Source organism: Paenibacillus sp. GM1FR (genome assembly GCF_002803315.1).
Classification (GTDB): Bacteria; Bacillota; Bacilli; order Paenibacillales; family Paenibacillaceae; genus Paenibacillus; species Paenibacillus amylolyticus.
Window position 1 is genome coordinate 738,291 of sequence record NZ_MKZL01000011.1, and the last position, 18,220, is coordinate 756,510.

Sequence of the window (18,220 nt, forward strand, 5' to 3'; positions counted from 1 at the left end):
GCAAGTTAAGAAGGGGGAGCATGAATGGTCGAGCAAATCGATATGTCGGCAGGTTCGACAGGCGGAGGACAGGGGTCTTCAGGCTACGACGCGGACGACATTCAAGTACTTGAAGGGTTGGTAGCGGTACGGAAACGGCCGGGGATGTACATCGGTAGCACCAGCACTTCAGGTTTACATCATTTGGTATGGGAAATTGTCGACAACGCTGTCGACGAACATCTCGCCAAATTCTGCTCCAAAATCGATATCACGCTGCATAAGGACGGTTCTATTACGGTTCAGGATAACGGAAGGGGAATTCCGACAGGTATACATAAAACAGGGATTCCTACTCCCCAGGTCGTGTTTACGATTTTGCACGCAGGCGGAAAGTTCGGTGGATCAGGATACAAAAAATCAGGCGGTTTGCACGGTGTAGGTGCGTCAGTTACTAACGCATTGTCCGAGTGGCTTGAAGTCGAGATTTTCCGTGATGGCAAGATTCATCGTCAGCGATTCGAGTATTGGAAGGACAAAAAAGGGATTGAACATGTCGGTGAACCGGTCTCCGGTCTCGAAGTGTTGGGCAATACCAATCGGACAGGTACAAAAGTTACATTTAAACCGGATATTCGGGTGTTCCAGAGCGGTATTCAATTTAATTATGATACATTGGCAGAACGTCTTCAGGAGATTGCTTTTCTGAATTCGGGTCTGAGAATTGTGCTCAAGGATGAACGTTCGGGCAATCAGGATGAATACATGTATGAAGGTGGAGCAAGCCAGTTTGTTGCTTTTCTTAACGAAAATAAAGATGTGCTGCATGATGTTATTCACTTCTATGCGGAGAAGGATGACATTGAAGTCGAAGTGGCAATCCAGTATAACGCGGGTTATACCGAAACGCTGGCTTCGTTCGTGAACTCGATCTCTACTCGGGGTGGCGGTACACATGAGACCGGATTCAGGGCTGCGTATACTCGTGTAATGAATGACTACGCGCGCCGTACCAGCATGATTAAGGAAAAAGATAAAAACCTTGAAGGCAATGATTTGCGTGAAGGTATGATGGCCGTCATCAGTGTCAAGATGTCAGAGGTTGAGTTCGTAGGTCAGACCAAGGATCAGCTCGGCAGCGCTTCCGCTCGAAGTGCAGTGGATTCGGTCGTGTCCGAGAATATTCAACGGTTTCTGGAAGAAAACCCGCAGGTAGCGCAAACGTTAATTCGCAAAGCGGTCCAAGCCTCCAGAGCCAGAGAAGCAGCCCGCAAAGCACGTGATGATATGCGCACAGGCAAGAAACGTAGCGAAAGTTCCAACCTGAACGGCAAACTAACGCCGGCGCAATCAAAGGATTTTACCCGAAATGAGTTATTTATTGTCGAAGGGGATTCCGCAGGTGGTTCTGCCAAACAGGGACGTGACTCGAAGATTCAGGCTATTCTGCCGCTCAAGGGAAAACCGCTCAATCCGGAAAAATCAAAGCTGGCCGACATTCTCAAAAATGAAGAATACCGCGCCATTACAGCGGCGATCGGGGCGGGCATAGGAACCGAATTTGCAGTTGAAGACAGCAATTATTCCAAAATTATCATTATGACCGATGCGGATACGGACGGCGCACATATTCAGGTGCTGCTGTTGACCTTCTTTTATCGTTATATGAAGCCTTTAATTGATGCAGGCAAAGTATATATTGCTCAGCCGCCATTGTACAAACTTACTCGTAAGTCTGGTAAGCTTGCGAGTGTTCGATATGCATGGACGGATGAAGAACTGGCCAATTATATGAAGGAATTCGGTAATAATGTTGAGCTTCAACGTTATAAAGGTCTTGGTGAGATGAATCCGGATCAACTGTGGGAGACAACAATGAATCCGGAAACTCGTGCGATGCTGAAGGTACAGATTGTTGATGCAGCAAAAGCAGAACGTCGTGTATCTACGCTCATGGGTGATAAGGTTGATCCGCGGAAACGCTGGATCGTAGAGAACGTCGACTTTACAGAGTACGAAGAATAGAAGGTGCTTGGAATGAGTCCATCAGAACAATTTATGCCGGCCTTTCTCGAAGAGGTCGTTGGGGACCGTTTCGGTCGCTACTCCAAATATATTATTCAGGATCGAGCCATTCCGGATGTCCGGGATGGGTTGAAGCCAGTACAACGGCGTATTCTATACGCCATGTACGATTCAGGTAATACGCCTGACAAGACTTACCGCAAGTCTGCCAAAACCGTTGGGGACGTAATGGGTAATTATCATCCACATGGTGACTCATCCATCTATGAGGGCATGGTGCGGATGGCTCAGCCATGGAAAATGGGCCATATGCTCGTGGACGGTCATGGTAACTGGGGATCACAGGATGATGACCCGGCAGCGGCGATGCGGTATACGGAGGCCCGTTTGTCGCCCATCGCGATGGAGATGCTTCGCGATATCGAGAAACGGACGGTTCTGTTTAAGGATAATTTTGATAATACGGCCAAAGAACCGGTTGTATTGCCATCCCGTTATCCGAACTTGCTGGTTAATGGTGTCAGCGGTATTTCCTCCGGATTTGCAACGGAGATTCCTCCACACAATTTACGTGAAGTCATTGATGCTTCGATCGCTGTGATGGAGAAACCGTCGATTGAGCTGGACGAAATCATGATGTTTATGAAGGGTCCTGACTTTCCAACAGGCGGATTGATTATGGGCGGTGACGGCATTCTGGATGCCTATCGCACAGGTAAGGGACGGATCTATATCCGGTCCAAAACCGAGATTGAAAACATGCGCGGTGGTAAACAGCAGATCGTTATTACCGAAATTCCGTATCAGGTCGTGAAATCTCGTCTGGTTACAGCGATGGAGAACATCCGACTTGAGAAGAAGGTTGAAGGTATTGCCGAAGTGCGTGATGAGAGCGGACGTGAAGGTCTGCGAATCGTGGTTGAGTTGAAAAAAGAAGCGGACGCACAAGGTATTTTGGCTTATTTGCTGAAGAAAACCGACCTGCAGGTCACCTATAATTTTAATATGGTGGCGATTGTGAATAAAGCACCTCATCAATTAGGATTGAAATCGATCCTCGAGGCTTACATTGCCCATCAGCGGGAGGTTGTAACCTTCCGTACCCGGTTTGAGCTGGAGAAGGCGCAAGACCGTGCGCATGTGCTCGAGGGCTTGGTAAAAGCACTTAACATCCTTGACGAGGTCATTGCGGCTATCAAAGCGTCGAAGAACCGTCAAGATGCTCAAAACAACCTGATGTGGATGTTTGGATTCACGGAACGCCAAGCGGATTCCATCCTTACGTTGCAATTGTACCGTTTGACGAATCTGGAGATCAATTCTCTGGAGAAGGAACTCGGTGAACTGATGAAAAAGATTGCACAATTACAATCCATTCTGGATAGTGACCGCAAGCTCATCGGAGTCATCCGCAAGGAATTGATGGAGATTCGTGAGAAATACGGCATAGACCGTCGTTCTGCGATCCAGGGTGAAGTGGAAGAACTTAAGGTTAATCTTGAAGTACTTGTGAATGCGGAAGATGTATTTGTTACGTTATCCAAAGAGGGATATGTGAAACGTACAGGCATGCAGTCCTTTACACGTTCTGGTGGTGAACGGAGCGGAAGTGGTGTGAAAGACGGCGATTATATCGCTCAGGTTCTGGAAGTAAATACGCTTGAGAACTTGCTTGTCTTTACGAGGAAAGGTCAGTACTTCCTGTTACCTGTTCACCAGGTACCTGAATTCAAGTGGAAAGATCCAGGCACAGCCATTGTGAATGTCATTCCCCTTGCGAAAGATGACCGTATTGCAAGTGTGCTTGCTGTGAAATCCTTTGAAGAGCCAAATCACAGTCTGGTCTTCGTTACGCGAAGAGGACAGGTGAAACGAACGGAGCTGAAGGATTACGTTACCAAGCGTTCCGGTGCAGTTGCGGCTTGTAAAGTGGGCAAGGACGATGAAGTGTTATCTGTACATTTAAGTACAGGTGGTCAAGATATTATGTTGATTACAAAAGAAGCCATGGCGATTCGTTTCCGAGAGGATGAGGTTAATCCAATGGGACGTGTATCCGGTGGTGTTCGTGGTATTCAGTTAAGAGATACAGATGAAGTTGTATCGGCTTTATGGGTAGAAGGAGATGAAGGTGAAGTTGCCGTGTTGTCCGATCTGGGATATGGTAAACGATCATTACTTCTGGATTACGCTATACAAAGTCGTGGAGGCAAGGGGCTTGCCACATTCGAGTTCAAAGAAGGCAAACGTGTGAAACCGAATGGTAGCCGTATTGTTGGAGCGTTCTATTGCAAAGAGCAACGTAAGATCACTGTAATGACCAAAGAAGGCCAAGTGTTCCCGATCTCTTCGGAAGGTGTTCCGATTACAGAGCGCAAACATATTGGCAAGCTGATCGTTCATGTGGACAAACAGGACGAGATCGTTGAACTTCTAAGGGACTTCAATGAGAATCAACCAGCATCATCTTCATAAAAACAAACAAACGAGACTTTTCGCAGAACAGCTAATCCTGTCATGCGAGAAGTCTTTTTTTGTTGTTCAAAGGCGGATTAGAAGAGGGCATTCATGCAAAGTTTAACAACCTTCGTCGATTACGGTCGATCGCTAGGAAATTGAAAAAAGGCAGCAGGAATGCGGCTTTGGAGCGCGAAAACTTAAGCAGGTGAAGTGATAACCGGTTGCAGAGAGGAGCGATGGAAGATGTATAATTCCGATTTTGCCAAGTGCTGGTCCAGGTTGACCAAAGATTATAAATTGCATATGGATCAAGAGCTGGCACCCTCATTAACGGAGGCTCAGCTGGCTGTACTGGAGGTACTTGAAGACCATCAGAAGATGAAACCTTCGGATCTGATTCCTTATCTGTCGACTACACCAGCTGCTGTAACCATGCTGCTCGATCGAATGGAGAAGAATGATCTGATTCGCAGGAATCGGGATAATCAGGATCGACGTATTGTGTGGGTATCTCTGTCAGAGAAAGGAAGAATGGAGACAGAGCGGGGAATCACCATCCGTAATGAATTCATGAACTCTGTTCTCAGTAACATTTCGATGCACAATCAACAATTGCTGGTATATCTGTTAGGCAAAATGACAACACCCAAAACCAAAGAGCCTGCCTTATCTACTTCGGTATGATACCATGCTGATTCTTCTGAATAACCATAGGAGTGCCTGCTCGTTTCATGCAGGAGCCCTATGGTTATTTTATTTACAAATTACATATGCTACACACTGTGTCCAGGTTAGTTGGGTAAAGGCATGGCTGTAGCACAGTTAGTATGTCCTAATATTATTTTTGTGAATTCATATGTAAAGAGTTGACTATGTAAATATTTTTGTTATAATAAATAATTGTTCCCCTGATATTTCGTGTACGAAATATTATATTACAAAAGTAAAAGGGTGAAACAATGACTGATACGTATGAAGTATTCTATATTATTAATTCGTTCCGCCAAGTGAATCAAATGCTTTTTCGAGCATTTTGGAATGAAAACAAGGAGATCGAGCTGACTTCGATCCAGTTTATGGTGTTATCCATTCTGAGGGAGCGTCCTTCCATTGGCATCAACGAAGTGGCTGAGCTATGCCATATGGGCAGCAGTTCCATGAGCGCTGTTGTGGAGCGGCTCGTCAAAGGCGAGTATATCGTTCGGACACGTTCGGATGCTGACCGCCGATCCGTTAAGCTTCAGATTACGGATAAAGGGGAACAGGCCCAACAGGAAACGCACCATTTGTGGATGGAAAGAGTATCACCCATTCTGGACATATCGAAGGAAGACCTTGAGCACCTACTTAGAATTCATAGTCAAATGATTGAAAAGTTAGAAGGAAGAGAGATGAACAACATATGAGTACGACTACTGCTGCAGCTCCATCCTCAGCGATGGACAACATCAAGAAAGGCCCAATTGTAGCGGCATTGTTAATTGGTGCCTTTGTGGCATTCCTGAACCAAACCCTGATGAACGTAGCGCTTCCTAAAATCATGGAAGACCTCGCGATCAATGCAAACAAAGCCCAATGGTTAACTACGGGTTACATGCTTGTGAACGGTGTACTGATTCCGATTACGGCATATCTGATTGCCAAATTTTCAACACGTCAAATTTTTATTACAGCCATGACTCTCTTTACCATAGGTACATTAGTCTGTGGTCTTAGTCCAACCTTCACCATTCTGATGGTAGGTCGTGTCATTCAAGCGGCAGGTGCAGGTATCCTGATGCCTCTGATGACCGTTGTATTCCTGACCATCTTCCCGATTGAGAAACGCGGTCAGGCCATGGGAACCATGGGGATTGCGATGATTCTGGCTCCTGCGATTGGGCCTACACTTTCAGGTTATGTGGTTGAGCATTATTCCTGGAGATTGTTGTTCTACATCATCTTGCCATTCTCTATTATTGCAACGGCAATTGGTATTGCTTTTGTCAAAAACGTAACACGTCAGTCCAGACCTAAACTGGATTATCCAGGCGTTATTTTATCTACACTTGGTTTTGGTAGTTTGCTCTACGGATTCAGTGATGCGGGTACCGATGGATGGGGCAGTGCAATTGTCATTGGATGTCTCGTCGTAGGTGCGATATCCCTGATTCTGTTCGTTATTCGTCAACTGACAACAGATCATCCGCTCCTTGAGTTCCGTATTTTCAAGTACAACATGTACACATTAACAACGATTATCAATATGCTCGTGACAATGGCGATGTTTGCTGGTATGATCCTGCTCCCTATTTTCCTGCAAAACATTCGTGGATTCTCACCAATTGAATCAGGACTTCTGATGATGCCCGGTGCGATATTGATGGGGATTATGTCTCCAATTACAGGTCGCATATTTGATAAAGTGGGCGCACGCTGGCTTTCGGTTGCAGGTCTTGCCATTACGGCAATTACAACTTTTGGACTGAGTCGCCTGGCAATCGATACTACCTACGGCTACATGATGTTTATCTACACGGCTCGTATGTTCGGTATGTCGATGCTGATGATGCCAATCCAGACAGCAGGTCTGAATCAATTGCCTCAACGTCTGAACGCGCATGGTACAGCGATGTCCAATACATTGCGTACAGTTGCCGGTGCGATCGGTACAGCCATTCTGGTTACTATCATGAGTAGTAAGCTCAAAACACATCTGGCGGATGCAGTGGCTGCTGGCCAAGTTGACCCTAATAATAAGACAGCGATGTTAGCAGCTACAGCAGATGCAACGATTTACGGCGTTAACTATGCATTCATCGTGGCTACCGGAATGACCGTGGTTGCTTTGATCATGGCGTTCTTTATTCGGAAAACAAAACCAGCTGTTGAACCTGTTACTGTAGAACAGGAAAAAGCGACGGCTACTGCATAACGAATATCAGAAAACCAAAAAGAGAACTCTAGCAGTCGAAGGGGTAACCCTAACTGCCTGAGTTCTCTTTTTTTTGGTGTGCGCGATAGAGGAGAGTACTTTTATTATTCGGGCTGGATCGTTGGATCGATAAGAAATACAGGATCGGGCTCATGACCGAACTGTTTGAGATTAATGGTTCCGTTTAGTTGAAACTCCACACCTTCGCTAATCAGTTCTGTTTCCTGCATCATGCGCGAGTGTTCGTCCGGTATGGAGATTTCGCCTTTTGCATTGACGACACGGTGCCAGGGCAGACGTTCCTTGCGGCTCATCGAGTGCAGAATACGTACGACTTGTCTCGCGGCTCTTGGACTTCCGGCATGGGCTGCAATCTGACCGTAAGTCATCACTTTACCTTCGGGAATCGCCGCGATGATCGCAACGACTTGTTTGGTAAACGGGGTCATCATGATGTCTCCTCTCTGTATCTTAGGTATATAGCTGAAAATATGAAAAAACGTGTCGTTCAGATACAGAATCTGAACGACACGTTGTATGGACAGATGTAACCTGATCCTGTGCACTTATAGAAGTTGTTCGATAATACCGCTTCTGATCCCATCGTAACGGTACTGAAAACCAGTCTTTTGAACACGTACTTATTGAGGTTGTCCAAAAGCTTTTTGGTACACGGCAGCGGGCCATTCTGCCCAGGGGAATTCTCTTGCAGGCAAAGATTGCAGAATAACTTCTTCCTTAGTAACTGGATGAGGAAAAGCAGCAATCGCCGACCATAGAGCAATCTGTTGCCCGGGTTTATTCACGCTTGCGCCGTACTTCTGATCCCCGTACAGAGGACAGCCGATTTCTTTCATTTGCACCCGAATCTGATGAGATCTGCCGGTGTGCAGTTCGATATGGACGAGGCTGTAACGGTCTGTCTCGCCGATAACACGGTAATCCAGAACGGCATCCTTACCGCCAGCCGTACCTTTAGGTACAACAGTAACGGTATTTGTACGTGCATCTTTCAGGAGCGTGTGTTTTAACGTTCCCTGCTGTGCAGGCAACTTGCCGTGTACAACAGCTGCATATATTTTACGGAAATGACGTCCCCGCACAGTCTCGGACAATCTCGAAGCTGCTTTAGAAGTCTTGGCAAAAATCATTGCCCCACCAACAGGACGATCAAGTCGGTGTACTAACCCGAGATAAACATTGCCAGGTTTGTTGTATCGTTCTTTCAGATCCTGCTTCAGCAATGTAAGCAAATCCGGATCACCTGATGAATCTTCCTGGGTAGGTACATTGACCGGCTTCGTAATGCCTAACAGATGGTTGTCTTCGAACAGAATCGGAATCGCATCGTGATCATGCCGATGTTCTGACATGATTAAGACTCCCAACGGCCCAGAATACCACAAGGCAGATCCAGACCACTGCGTGTGATCGGCAGACCAATTTCACCTGCAGTAATGTCACCACCGTACTGAGCAGACATCGTCATGGTCAACATGTTGCGCAGAACCGTAGAGGAAATGCCCGTAGTGTAGGAGTTAACCAGCATGAATAATGGATTATCCGACAAGATCGTCATACAGGACTTCAGGAAAGGATATAGGTTCTCTTCCAGTTTCCATGTCTCTCCATTAGGGCCTCGGCCATATGAAGGAGGGTCCATAATAATAGCGTCGTAACGATTTCCGCGACGTTGTTCCCGCTGTACGAATTTGAAAACATCATCTGTAATAAAACGAACAGGGCGATCAGCCAGTCCGGATAATTGAACATTTTCCTTGGCCCATTGAACCATGCCTTTAGCTGCATCCACATGCACAACAGATGCGCCTGCATAAGCAGCAGCTACCGTTGCTCCGCCTGTATAGGCAAACAGGTTCAAGACAGAAATAGGGCGTCCTGCATTGGAGATTTTATCCATCATCCAGCTCCAGTTGGCGGCTTGTTCAGGGAATAGGCCAGTGTGCTTAAAGCTGGTAGGTTTAATGTGGAATTTCAGGTTTTCGTATCCGATCGTCCAGCGCTCGGGAATGGGCTTTTTCATATCCCAGTTACCGCCACCGGAAGAGCTGCGATGATAGTGACCATGCACCTGACGCCATTCATTGGTTTCTTGCTCAAGGGGCCAGATAATCTGTGGATCGGGTCTGCGTAAAATCACATCTCCCCAACGCTCCAGTTTCTCGCCGCCTCCTGTATCGATTACTTCATAGTCCTTCCAATTCTTAGCTACGTACATAATGATTTATCCATCCTTCAAAAGTCATTTGGATACTATTGTACAACAAAAAAGGGCTTGGACGCCAGTTGGGGGACGGGAGTGCGCCATATACTGAAAAACAAAGATAACCAAAAATTTAATTTGACAATGATAATCATTATCACATATGATTTTGTTAATCAAAAATTCATTCTTTCTTCATAGAGAGAATATAACATGATCAAATAAAGTGAGGGAAAAATAGATGGCTAAATTGTTAGTGGCTTATGCGAGCATGACGGGAAATACAGAAGAAATTGCAGAACTGATTGTGGAAGGAATTACACAGGGAGGCCACGAGGCAGATCTGAAATCCGTAATGGATTGTAATGCATCTGATGTATTTGACTATGACGGATTCATGATCGGTGTGTACACCTGGGGAGACGGGGAGTTGCCAGATGAATTCCTTGATTTCTATGAGGAGCTGGATGAGCTTGACCTGAGTGGTAAGAGAGCTGCGGTGTTTGGTAGTGGTGACACCTCGTATGAGCAGTTCTGCGGTGCAGTTGATCTGGCGGCTGCCAAGCTGCAGGAGCGTGGGGCGGAGGTATCTCCAGAGATGTTGAAAATTGAATACAGTCCGCTTGAGCAGGAGAAAGAAACATGCCGTGACTTTGGCAAACGCTTCGCTGCTGCCGGATTACAGGTATCCTAAAGATCATGTTAAGACATAATGTTCAGGCAGCGATGCCATTCGGAAGGAATGACCTTCCTGGACGTCTGCTTGAAGATTACAGATTGGAAGAAATGCTGCGCAGCCCACACCGATTCATCCGCCCTGAACCAGTGTCTGAGCAGCGTCTTCCACTGCAATGGAGGCACCGTGTACAATATGCGGTGAGCCATGCGGTCAATGCTTTTTACAGTCTCGACCCCGATGTTCGCAAAGAGGTACCCGTACAGTATTTACTTGAGAAGTGGTGGCCCAGAAAGACGGATGGTTTCGAATCTGTTCTCCATTACTGGGATGTGAAGAACAAGATTACGGATGAATTGTCACTCGCCATTGCAATGAACGATGATTTGAAGCATCCAGCCATTCTTTTTGAACAGTGGAGAACGGAGTTACCTTCATTATCCATGCATTTATCGATGATATTTCAGGCGGCCTGGCAACCCGAAGGCTGGGATTCGCTGCTTATTCAGAAATATATGGTTGTCCATGATCCAAACGTAGTTGAGGCGTTTCAGCATATGGTCAGTGCATTCTGCTGGGAAGCCTTCGGAAAATTACCGGGTATGATCGAGATATACTGTTTGTTGGAAGGACGCAAAATAAGGTACATCCCTGGACGCCAGTCTCTGATACGTTCCATGGACTACATTCGCTTGATACGTGACAGCATGCCGCAAGCAGAAGTGGTGGAGTCAGAACAGTTTACGACGCGTGATAAAGCGCGCATACACGAAGAGGTAGATCGCTGGAGAACGGAAGCTATTGAACCGAAGAAAACATGGTTGATGTGAAGACAGTTGAAGGATAACAATATATCATGCAGATAGAGGAGGGAAAGTTGCCATGTCTACCGGTCTAGGTCAAGATATAAGCAGCGGCAAGAGACGTGCAGGAACTTGCGAATTCAGTCCGTTGCCAGTACCCCAGTCGGTTATACGAAAGTTGCTTGATGAAGCAGATCCTTCATTATATGTAATGAGTTCAGAACCCTGGAGGTTTATGTTGTTTGCAGGCGAAGGACGACAGCTTTATCTGGAAGCGGTCAGACAGAGCTATCCACCCCATCTGGCTGATCGCTACGGCGATTGGGCTACATATCAATACACGGAAGCAATCCCTACCCATCTGGTTGTCGTGGCGCCTAAAAATGCCCGTGAGGATGATCTTCTGCCTGCCAAAGCCTGGAGCAAACGCTTTAGTATTCTGGCTGCGGAACAGGGATTGAATGCGGTCTGGAAGATCAATGATTATCAACAACATCCTGTGTTTATGAATTTGATGGGTTTGACAAGTGAAGAGAAGGTGCTGGGGGTATTCCATATCGGTTACGGAGACCAGCCTGCATTGCGGGATATGGATGCAAGCAGACCAGCCTCTGAACTGATGACGGTTTATGACCATCTGGTCTAAAAAATGATTCATTAGTTCTCTTATTTGCTGGTGTTGAATAGAAAATCACGAACGAGCTGACGATTCGTCTGATCTTTGTTGTAGACGGAGAACAACCGATTGGATACTGTAAGGACATTGCCAAAAAAGAATCGTTCGAATTGGGTCTGTCTGCCCCCGAATGATCCAGACCCAAGCTCCCAGATCAGGCGGAACAGAGCGTTGCGTTCGTGAGAAGCCATATCGTTCCCTTTCAGATATATATTCAGTGAAGGAGCGATATCGGATTGAAACTCTTCTTCCTGAGGGATCATAATCACCCCGCTTGAACCCAAGAGTTGCAGAATTTCAATCATCTCAGGATAAAGTTTCGGAAAGAGGAGATTGGCTGCCATCAACGGTTTGGGTGCAGGTAATACAAATCCTCTTCCGTCAGGTATGGCACCTGCCTCCGCGGCCAAGGCCAATGCTTTTAACGATTCAAGACCTGCGAACACACGTGCAGATTTCTCTATAACATGTGCTTCCGTATTCAGATCCAGCGTATCCGTGAGAAGCTGGATTGTACCGAGAACAAATTCCGTCTTGGCTATATAACGACACAATACCTGATGACCTGCATGAATATGAAAGTTGCTACCACTGAAGAGACGCGAGGACATTTCCTCACTTCCTGCAAAAAATATTCGTTCATGCGGAACGAGCACCCGGTCAAAGATGACGATATTGTCCATTTCTTCATACCTGGAACTCAGCGGATAATTAGTGTGAGATTCGGCTGCGTAGGTATCCCTACATACCAGACTAATTCCCGGAAGATCATTGGGGACAGCAAAAGAGAAGGCAAATGGATTTTCGTCATCAAATGGGGCGGGAGAAGGTGACGGATAGACAAAAATCTCATCCGAAGTGGCAGCTTGTGTAGCCATCATGAATGCACCGCTAATAATGAGACCTTCCTCAGTGCGATCTACGACCTTTGCGGCAATAGCATCCTCCGTAGCATCCAATTGCCCTGAGATTTTGCTGGCATATGGCTGAATGAAGGCATGGGATAGTGTGATGTCATGATCACGGCAGTACGCATAATAATTTTTGAGATTTTCTGCATACTGGGGAGATAATTCTTTCAGGAGATCGGCACCTGTGTAAAAGGACATTATGGCTGTATTCATGTAATCGGGTGAGCGACCAAGAAAGCCATGATGCACATTTGCCCAGATATTCATCCCTTCCCGTCGTTTACGGAGGTCGTCGGCACTGGTTGGAGGCAGGAAGGATATGCCTACAGGTTTGCCGTCTGCCGGGGAGGCATACGTCATCGTTTCTGCAAATTTAGGATCAGATTGCAGATCATACATGTACATCTGAGTCTCCATCAAACCAGCAAATGCTACATGTTCAGAGCGTTTTCCAGTAATAAGTTTACCTTTGTACCAGCAGGGGACGGACTGTGCATCAATTCGTTCGCGATACTGTGTGCCACTTTTAACAGGCATTGTTATTCACCTCTTGGTTCTAATCGTTCATGGGCATACTGACTTCTTACGTAGTGTACGTAGGTCATCTGTCCAATGTGCATTGAAGAGGTGAGAAGGATTTTTACAGAATAGGGCTTGATAATAATTATCATTCTTGTTACAATAGACAAAGAAAAAAGGAACCGGTAAGGGCTCCTTTAAGTGAATCACATGAAATTACTTATTTTACTTCAAAAGTCTTACAGTCTGTTTCAGCAGACTGACTTGCTTCTTTGTTACTGTGACTCACAATGTAGATCGAAGAAGCGTTACATTTGTTCTCTTGAGCCCAGTGACGACAGGAATTAACTTCACACAATACGTCTTTTGCCATGATTGTTAACCTCACTTTAATTGGATTACAGTCGTTGGTATAAAGAATTCGGATATAACAAGTTGCCGCTTGTCAATCTGGAAAATTTTGTTGCTCTCACGAAATTCGGAGGGCTTTTTTGCGTTATACACAACGATGCATATTCAGAATAGCAAATTTTCTTGATGCTTGCAACCAAATGCCCCCATCTGTGGCAAAATAGTGGACGTGCTGTGGTTATATTTGCAAAAAGGCAGTAGTATGTTATTATTTAATAGTAATAATTACGATTAAAAGTCTGATTGATTCTATATAAATTGAACTAAACATTTACACGAAAACGGAGAGGACAGAAAGAACCTGAAGGAGCGGAGCTAAAGGCTTTTGGAAAAAAAGCTGCATCGGAAGCATATACTTCGCCTTTATCCCCGGATTTCCCCTCTAGGGAAATAATCAAAAAATCTGGGGATAACAGCGATCGGAAGGTTGTTCTGTCAACGAAGTGGTCAGTGTAAATATTCATTAGTTCAACTTATATAACTTGAATCACGGACTGAAACTATAAATGAAGGAGCATGTGTATACATGAGCAAAATAAACCATATGAACCGGATTCCCCGCGCAAAAGGGATCGATATGGCTGCTTTTTACACGCCGAAAGAGTGTAGACGCAAAGCCCAGCATATTGTATTTTCCGCTGAAAATGAACGCATCATTAATGAATTTGTCACCATCCTGGGCATGAAAGAAAAGTTCAGAGAGCATGATGTATCAATCCCTAACAAAATGGTCATGTTCGGGCCTCCCGGTACGGGAAAAACATTAACGGCATCACATCTGGCGGAGCGCCTTGATCTGCCATTGGTTCTTGTGAGATTAGATGCGATCATTCATAGCCATCTTGGGGAGACGGGGAGTAACGTACGTAAGTTATTCGAATATGCACGAATGAATCCCTGTGTGTTATTTCTGGATGAATTTGATGCCATAGGCCGGACACGTGAGAGCAATGATGAAGTGAAAGAGATGGCTCGTGTCGTGAATACATTGTTGCAGTGTCTGGACGAATTCGATGGGGAAAGCATTCTGGTGGCTGCAACGAATCTGGAAACCCAACTGGATCACGCCATCTGGCGGCGGTTTGATACGAAGATGACCTACGGTATGCCTGATGATTCGAGTCGCAAATTGTATATCAGCAAATTGGTAGGGGCATTTGAACAGGAGACTCGGCTGGAAGATTACATATGTGAACGCTTGACTGGGTGCAGTTATGCGGATATAGAGCAGATCGTTCTGAAAGCAAAGCGGAAAGCAATCATTGCCAGTAGTGCACTTCATAAGCAACTGATCTCGGATGCTTACGATGAATACAGACCACGTGTATTAGAGTGTTGATTGCTTCTATTCTGGATAAAGCAACAAGGAACACGTTGAACTAGCCCAGTCTCCTGAATGGAGTTCTGGGCTAATTGTCATGTTAGCGAGGTGCTTTATACTTTAACGGCTGCTCCGTATGCTTTTTCAGTATTCATAGCTTCTTGTGTTGCAGTCCAGCGTGGCAGGCTTAATCTGAACATGCTACCTTCCGGGCTGCTGGAGACAAGTGTCAGTTCACCGCCCTGTTCCTGAGCGAGTAGGCGGCTATATGTTAATCCTAGACCCAGACCGCGGTTACGACGTTTTTTGAGTTCTCCACGATAGAACCGTTCGAAGATTTTGGGTTGTTCTTCGGCTGCGATGCCTGTGCCGTGGTCCTTAACATCAACGTAAAGCATCTGTTCTTCTGTACTTAGATAAATATCGAAGACAGCCTTCTGTTCAGGAGCTGTGGCATGAAGTGCGTTATTAAGCAAATTGACAATGATCTGCTGAATGCGGAGAGCATCCCCCATGGTAAAAAAGTTAATTGGAGGGGCGTGCAGCTGAACCTCTGGCATTTTGTCCTCGTACGCAATCTTCCACTGATAGATGATCTCACCGACCAACAGTTTCAGATCCGTCCGTTCCTTTCGAACGGCAACACTTCCTGCAGCCATGGCGTTATAGTCAAGCAAATCTGCGACCATTCGCTCCATGCGTTCAGATTCCTTCAAAGCGATATCCAAAAATTCTTTACCTTCCTGTGGACTCACGACATCGTCACGTACTGCCATAACGAGCCCCTTGATGGAAGTTACCGGTGTCTTGAGTTCATGACTTACCCCTGCCAGCGAAAGTGTACGCCATTCTTCAAGTTGTTGGAGACGAGTGGCCATATCGCGAAATGAATTTACAAGTTCATTGATCTCACGTTCTCGTGTATTCAAGTCAAGACTCACATCATAATTGCCACCTCGAATCTGTTCAGCGGCATAGGCGACCTGACGAATCGGTCTGGATAACTTTTTGGACAGGAGATAGATTGTAAACCATCCACAGAGGGTTAGTCCTCCGAGGATTAGAGCCACGAGCCATATCGTCTCTGGACCAAATGTAATGGATTGTTTGGACTGCATGACCCACACTTTGCCCAAGGTTTGATCGCCCTCGGATATGTTGACCGTTACACCTGCATATTTGTTGTTTCGCGGTTCAAGATAGTCGTCTGACAGTCGATAATGCACATCTTTTTGCTCCATTTTAGGCTGGGAAAAGATCAATTGATTGTTATTGTCCAAGATCATGACACAAAAATAATGATCTGTGTTAAATAGTTTCTCTCGCTTGGTTACCAGTCTGTCCAGATCGGGTGGAACTCGAAGCATATTATTCTCACTGGTCACTCGATCGGCAATCTCCAGACCAAGCAGTTCTGCGGTTTTGAGGCTTTTCTCAATGGAAGTTGTTCGAATCCAGTAGAGAGCCCCTGCCACAATAATCGTGAAACCAATGCACAAAATGAGAAAATATCGCAGTGTCCAGTGTGACAGAATGGATATCGTTCGTTTGGGTTTCTTCTGTTTCAGTTGGCGATCCAAAATTGATACCCCATTCCTCGCAACGTCCGAATTTCTCCCGTCTCTGGCGACCAGTGGGAGAGGGCTTGACGTAGTCGTTTAATCGATAGATCCACAGCACGATCACTGCCATCATAGTCCATCCCCCATACCTGTTCAATAAGATGATCTCTGGTAAATGTGCGATTCGGATAATCGGACAGGAAGAACAGTAACGACAGGTCACGAGGTGTGAGTGCAACCTCTGCACCGTTCAGCAGCACCTGCTTGGCAGCAAGATCAATGACGAGATTTCCAAAAGAACGCTTCTCTTCGCCACCTGAGGTCCAATGTGGATTACGGCGCAACACTGCATTAACTCTGGCAACCACTTCTTCCGGTACAAAAGGTTTGCTCATATAATCGTCAGCACCGGCATTTAGTCCGTTGAGACGGTCTGAAATGTCATCCAGTGCAGTTAGCATGATCACGGGACAAGCACTTTTTTCACGAATAATTCGCAGCAGATCCCATCCGTCCATTCCTGGCAGCATCACATCAAGTAATACAAGGGAAGGCGTTACGGTATCAAAAAGGGTAAGTGCAGTCGGTCCATCTGCTGCATGATGAACTTCAAATTCTGCTTTTCTCAGATAAGCGGCCAATACTCGTGCAATAGCTTGCTCATCCTCGACGATAAGTATGGATTTCAAAAAAAGCGTTCTCCTTTCGCTTTGTAAACTTGTACTGATTTTACATGAGCAAGAGCGTAAAGCCAATCCTGTATTACGAATTTCAAAAAAATATGTGACTTGTCTTATCTTGACTTCTTCCTGACACATTCAATTGATATGATTCACTCCAAGAAGCAACCTAAACAATCATGTACTGGAGGAAACATAGAGATGAACAAGAAAGCAAAAGCATGGCTTATTACAGGTGTAGCGGCGGTTGCCGTAATCGGTGGCGGTGGTTACTATATCACAAACAGTTACTTAGGCAACAACGTGGAGATTGAGCAGGTGCTTCCTGCGAGCACAGCGACTTCCACCACAGCTGTAGATAGCACAGGAACGGTTGTAGCCAATGAAACTGCTGGAGCAGAGCAACTGAATGGAGACTGGAGCATCAGCGAAGGTTCCAAAGTATACTTCTCCGTAACCACATCACAGGAGACAGTTAACTTTGTGGACGAGAAGGTAACAGGCAATTGGACAATTAATGTAGATGATGCTGCTCAGATGAAGGCAGAAGGACAGATCGAGATGGACGGAATTGATTCCGGGAATGGACAGCGTGATGGTCACGTGAAGCAAGCCGATTTCTTCGATGTCGCTACATATCCACAAGCTACATTTACAGCGACTTCATTTGAAGGGGTACCTGCGGAATGGCCTGTCGGTCAAACGGTTGATATCAAAATGAATGGTACCATTACGGTTAAAGGTATTGAAAAAGAAGTAACCTTTGACGCAAAAGCTGCTTATGAGAATAATGCAGTATTGTTGTCGGCAACATCGATGGTAACGTTCGAAGATTTCGGAATGGAAAATCCACACTCCGTTGTGCTCTCGACTGAAAATGATATCCAGGTACAACTTGAATTGAAACTTACTAAATAAGTGTAACAATGATCATATACCTGAGAATCTGTTCTGTTCTGCCTTAGGGTGGACGGACAGATTTTTTGCTTTCTTTTGCAAAATAGCGTGATCGATATAGCTCAAATGTAACTATCACAGGATCACATTGTTAAAATAACT

The 18,220-nt window shown here is 45.7% G+C and carries 17 protein-coding genes; 10 read left to right on the forward strand and 7 right to left on the reverse strand.

Annotation, left to right across the window (positions count from 1 at the left end; translation table 11 throughout):
• The first annotated feature begins 24 nt into the window (after positions 1 to 24).
• From parE to PAEAM_RS09135, 5 genes are all read left to right on the forward strand, one after another.
• Entirely contained in the window at positions 25 to 2,004 is a 1,980-nt protein-coding gene (gene parE / locus PAEAM_RS09115; RefSeq protein ID WP_036613300.1) for a DNA topoisomerase IV subunit B, read from the forward strand.
• Positions 2,005 to 2,016: 12 nt separating this feature from the next.
• The gene (gyrA, locus tag PAEAM_RS09120) at positions 2,017 to 4,479 is read left to right on the forward strand and encodes a DNA gyrase subunit A (RefSeq protein ID WP_047843513.1); all 2,463 of its coding nucleotides are present in this window, start codon (positions 2,017 to 2,019) and stop codon (positions 4,477 to 4,479) included.
• A gap of 228 nt (positions 4,480 to 4,707) precedes the next feature.
• Entirely contained in the window at positions 4,708 to 5,148 is a 441-nt protein-coding gene (locus PAEAM_RS09125) for a MarR family winged helix-turn-helix transcriptional regulator (RefSeq protein ID WP_036613306.1), read from the forward strand.
• Between the two features lie 275 nt (positions 5,149 to 5,423).
• Positions 5,424 to 5,870, forward strand: a complete 447-nt coding sequence (locus tag PAEAM_RS09130; protein ID WP_036613308.1) for a MarR family winged helix-turn-helix transcriptional regulator — start codon at positions 5,424 to 5,426, stop codon at positions 5,868 to 5,870.
• Positions 5,867 to 7,378, forward strand: coding sequence for a DHA2 family efflux MFS transporter permease subunit (locus tag PAEAM_RS09135; protein WP_100527271.1), 1,512 nt, complete (start codon positions 5,867 to 5,869; stop codon positions 7,376 to 7,378). The genes PAEAM_RS09130 and PAEAM_RS09135 overlap by 4 nt, the downstream gene beginning before the upstream one ends.
• Before the next feature lie 104 nt (positions 7,379 to 7,482).
• Here the strand turns inward: PAEAM_RS09135 and PAEAM_RS09140 are convergent, their stop codons facing one another.
• The 3 genes from PAEAM_RS09140 to PAEAM_RS09150 form a co-directional block, all read right to left on the reverse strand.
• Positions 7,483 to 7,827, reverse strand: coding sequence for an MGMT family protein (locus PAEAM_RS09140; RefSeq protein WP_036613313.1), 345 nt, complete (start codon positions 7,825 to 7,827; stop codon positions 7,483 to 7,485).
• 192 nt (positions 7,828 to 8,019) lie between these two features.
• Entirely contained in the window at positions 8,020 to 8,751 is a 732-nt protein-coding gene (locus tag PAEAM_RS09145; RefSeq protein ID WP_100527272.1) for an RluA family pseudouridine synthase, read from the reverse strand.
• Positions 8,752 to 8,753: 2 nt separating this feature from the next.
• Complete coding sequence (locus PAEAM_RS09150) at positions 8,754 to 9,617, reverse strand: class I SAM-dependent methyltransferase (protein ID WP_017687801.1); 864 nt, start codon at positions 9,615 to 9,617, stop codon at positions 8,754 to 8,756.
• A 226-nt stretch (positions 9,618 to 9,843) separates the two neighbouring features.
• On the opposite strand from PAEAM_RS09150, the gene PAEAM_RS09155 reads away from it, so the two are divergent.
• The 3 genes from PAEAM_RS09155 to PAEAM_RS09165 are packed head-to-tail and all read left to right on the forward strand — an operon-like array spanning position 9,844 to position 11,727.
• Positions 9,844 to 10,296 (forward strand): flavodoxin, encoded by a 453-nt coding sequence (locus PAEAM_RS09155; RefSeq protein ID WP_100527273.1) that lies wholly within the window; start codon positions 9,844 to 9,846, stop codon positions 10,294 to 10,296.
• 5 nt (positions 10,297 to 10,301) lie between these two features.
• Positions 10,302 to 11,108, forward strand: coding sequence for a hypothetical protein (locus tag PAEAM_RS09160; protein WP_100527274.1), 807 nt, complete (start codon positions 10,302 to 10,304; stop codon positions 11,106 to 11,108).
• Between the two features lie 52 nt (positions 11,109 to 11,160).
• The gene (locus PAEAM_RS09165; protein WP_100527275.1) at positions 11,161 to 11,727 is read left to right on the forward strand and encodes a nitroreductase family protein; all 567 of its coding nucleotides are present in this window, start codon (positions 11,161 to 11,163) and stop codon (positions 11,725 to 11,727) included.
• A gap of 20 nt (positions 11,728 to 11,747) precedes the next feature.
• Here PAEAM_RS09165 and PAEAM_RS09170 read toward each other — a convergent pair whose 3' ends face one another.
• Positions 11,748 to 13,205 (reverse strand): 4-hydroxyphenylacetate 3-hydroxylase family protein, encoded by a 1,458-nt coding sequence (locus PAEAM_RS09170; protein WP_100527276.1) that lies wholly within the window; start codon positions 13,203 to 13,205, stop codon positions 11,748 to 11,750.
• A gap of 202 nt (positions 13,206 to 13,407) precedes the next feature.
• Positions 13,408 to 13,560 (reverse strand): DUF1540 domain-containing protein, encoded by a 153-nt coding sequence (locus PAEAM_RS09175; protein WP_076209985.1) that lies wholly within the window; start codon positions 13,558 to 13,560, stop codon positions 13,408 to 13,410.
• 564 nt (positions 13,561 to 14,124) lie between these two features.
• On the opposite strand from PAEAM_RS09175, the gene PAEAM_RS09180 reads away from it, so the two are divergent.
• Positions 14,125 to 14,937, forward strand: a complete 813-nt coding sequence (locus tag PAEAM_RS09180; RefSeq protein WP_100527277.1) for an AAA family ATPase — start codon at positions 14,125 to 14,127, stop codon at positions 14,935 to 14,937.
• Between the two features lie 95 nt (positions 14,938 to 15,032).
• Here PAEAM_RS09180 and PAEAM_RS09185 read toward each other — a convergent pair whose 3' ends face one another.
• Positions 15,033 to 16,499: a HAMP domain-containing sensor histidine kinase gene (locus tag PAEAM_RS09185; protein ID WP_100527278.1), complete on the reverse strand. Its 1,467-nt coding sequence runs from the start codon at positions 16,497 to 16,499 to the stop codon at positions 15,033 to 15,035.
• Complete coding sequence (locus PAEAM_RS09190; RefSeq protein WP_036613325.1) at positions 16,484 to 17,170, reverse strand: response regulator transcription factor; 687 nt, start codon at positions 17,168 to 17,170, stop codon at positions 16,484 to 16,486. The genes PAEAM_RS09185 and PAEAM_RS09190 overlap by 16 nt, the downstream gene beginning before the upstream one ends.
• A 192-nt stretch (positions 17,171 to 17,362) precedes the next feature.
• Between PAEAM_RS09190 and PAEAM_RS09195 the strand changes: the two genes are divergently transcribed.
• Positions 17,363 to 18,079, forward strand: coding sequence for a YceI family protein (locus PAEAM_RS09195; RefSeq protein ID WP_100527279.1), 717 nt, complete (start codon positions 17,363 to 17,365; stop codon positions 18,077 to 18,079).
• The last annotated feature ends 141 nt before the right edge of the window (positions 18,080 to 18,220 follow it).

Coding starts and splice junctions, on each gene's coding strand:
- gyrA (WP_047843513.1), top strand. CDS start 2,017: ATGAGTCCATCAGAACAATTTATGCCGGCCTTTCTCGAAGAGGTCGTT.
- PAEAM_RS09140 (WP_036613313.1), bottom strand. CDS start 7,827: ATGACCCCGTTTACCAAACAAGTCGTTGCGATCATCGCGGCGATTCCC.
- PAEAM_RS09145 (WP_100527272.1), bottom strand. CDS start 8,751: ATGTCAGAACATCGGCATGATCACGATGCGATTCCGATTCTGTTCGAA.
- PAEAM_RS09175 (WP_076209985.1), bottom strand. CDS start 13,560: ATGGCAAAAGACGTATTGTGTGAAGTTAATTCCTGTCGTCACTGGGCT.
- PAEAM_RS09155 (WP_100527273.1), top strand. CDS start 9,844: ATGGCTAAATTGTTAGTGGCTTATGCGAGCATGACGGGAAATACAGAA.
- PAEAM_RS09195 (WP_100527279.1), top strand. CDS start 17,363: ATGAACAAGAAAGCAAAAGCATGGCTTATTACAGGTGTAGCGGCGGTT.
- PAEAM_RS09160 (WP_100527274.1), top strand. CDS start 10,302: ATGTTAAGACATAATGTTCAGGCAGCGATGCCATTCGGAAGGAATGAC.
- PAEAM_RS09170 (WP_100527276.1), bottom strand. CDS start 13,205: ATGCCTGTTAAAAGTGGCACACAGTATCGCGAACGAATTGATGCACAG.
- parE (WP_036613300.1), top strand. CDS start 25: ATGGTCGAGCAAATCGATATGTCGGCAGGTTCGACAGGCGGAGGACAG.
- PAEAM_RS09130 (WP_036613308.1), top strand. CDS start 5,424: ATGACTGATACGTATGAAGTATTCTATATTATTAATTCGTTCCGCCAA.
- PAEAM_RS09135 (WP_100527271.1), top strand. CDS start 5,867: ATGAGTACGACTACTGCTGCAGCTCCATCCTCAGCGATGGACAACATC.
- PAEAM_RS09165 (WP_100527275.1), top strand. CDS start 11,161: ATGTCTACCGGTCTAGGTCAAGATATAAGCAGCGGCAAGAGACGTGCA.
- PAEAM_RS09150 (WP_017687801.1), bottom strand. CDS start 9,617: ATGTACGTAGCTAAGAATTGGAAGGACTATGAAGTAATCGATACAGGA.
- PAEAM_RS09125 (WP_036613306.1), top strand. CDS start 4,708: ATGTATAATTCCGATTTTGCCAAGTGCTGGTCCAGGTTGACCAAAGAT.
- PAEAM_RS09180 (WP_100527277.1), top strand. CDS start 14,125: ATGAGCAAAATAAACCATATGAACCGGATTCCCCGCGCAAAAGGGATC.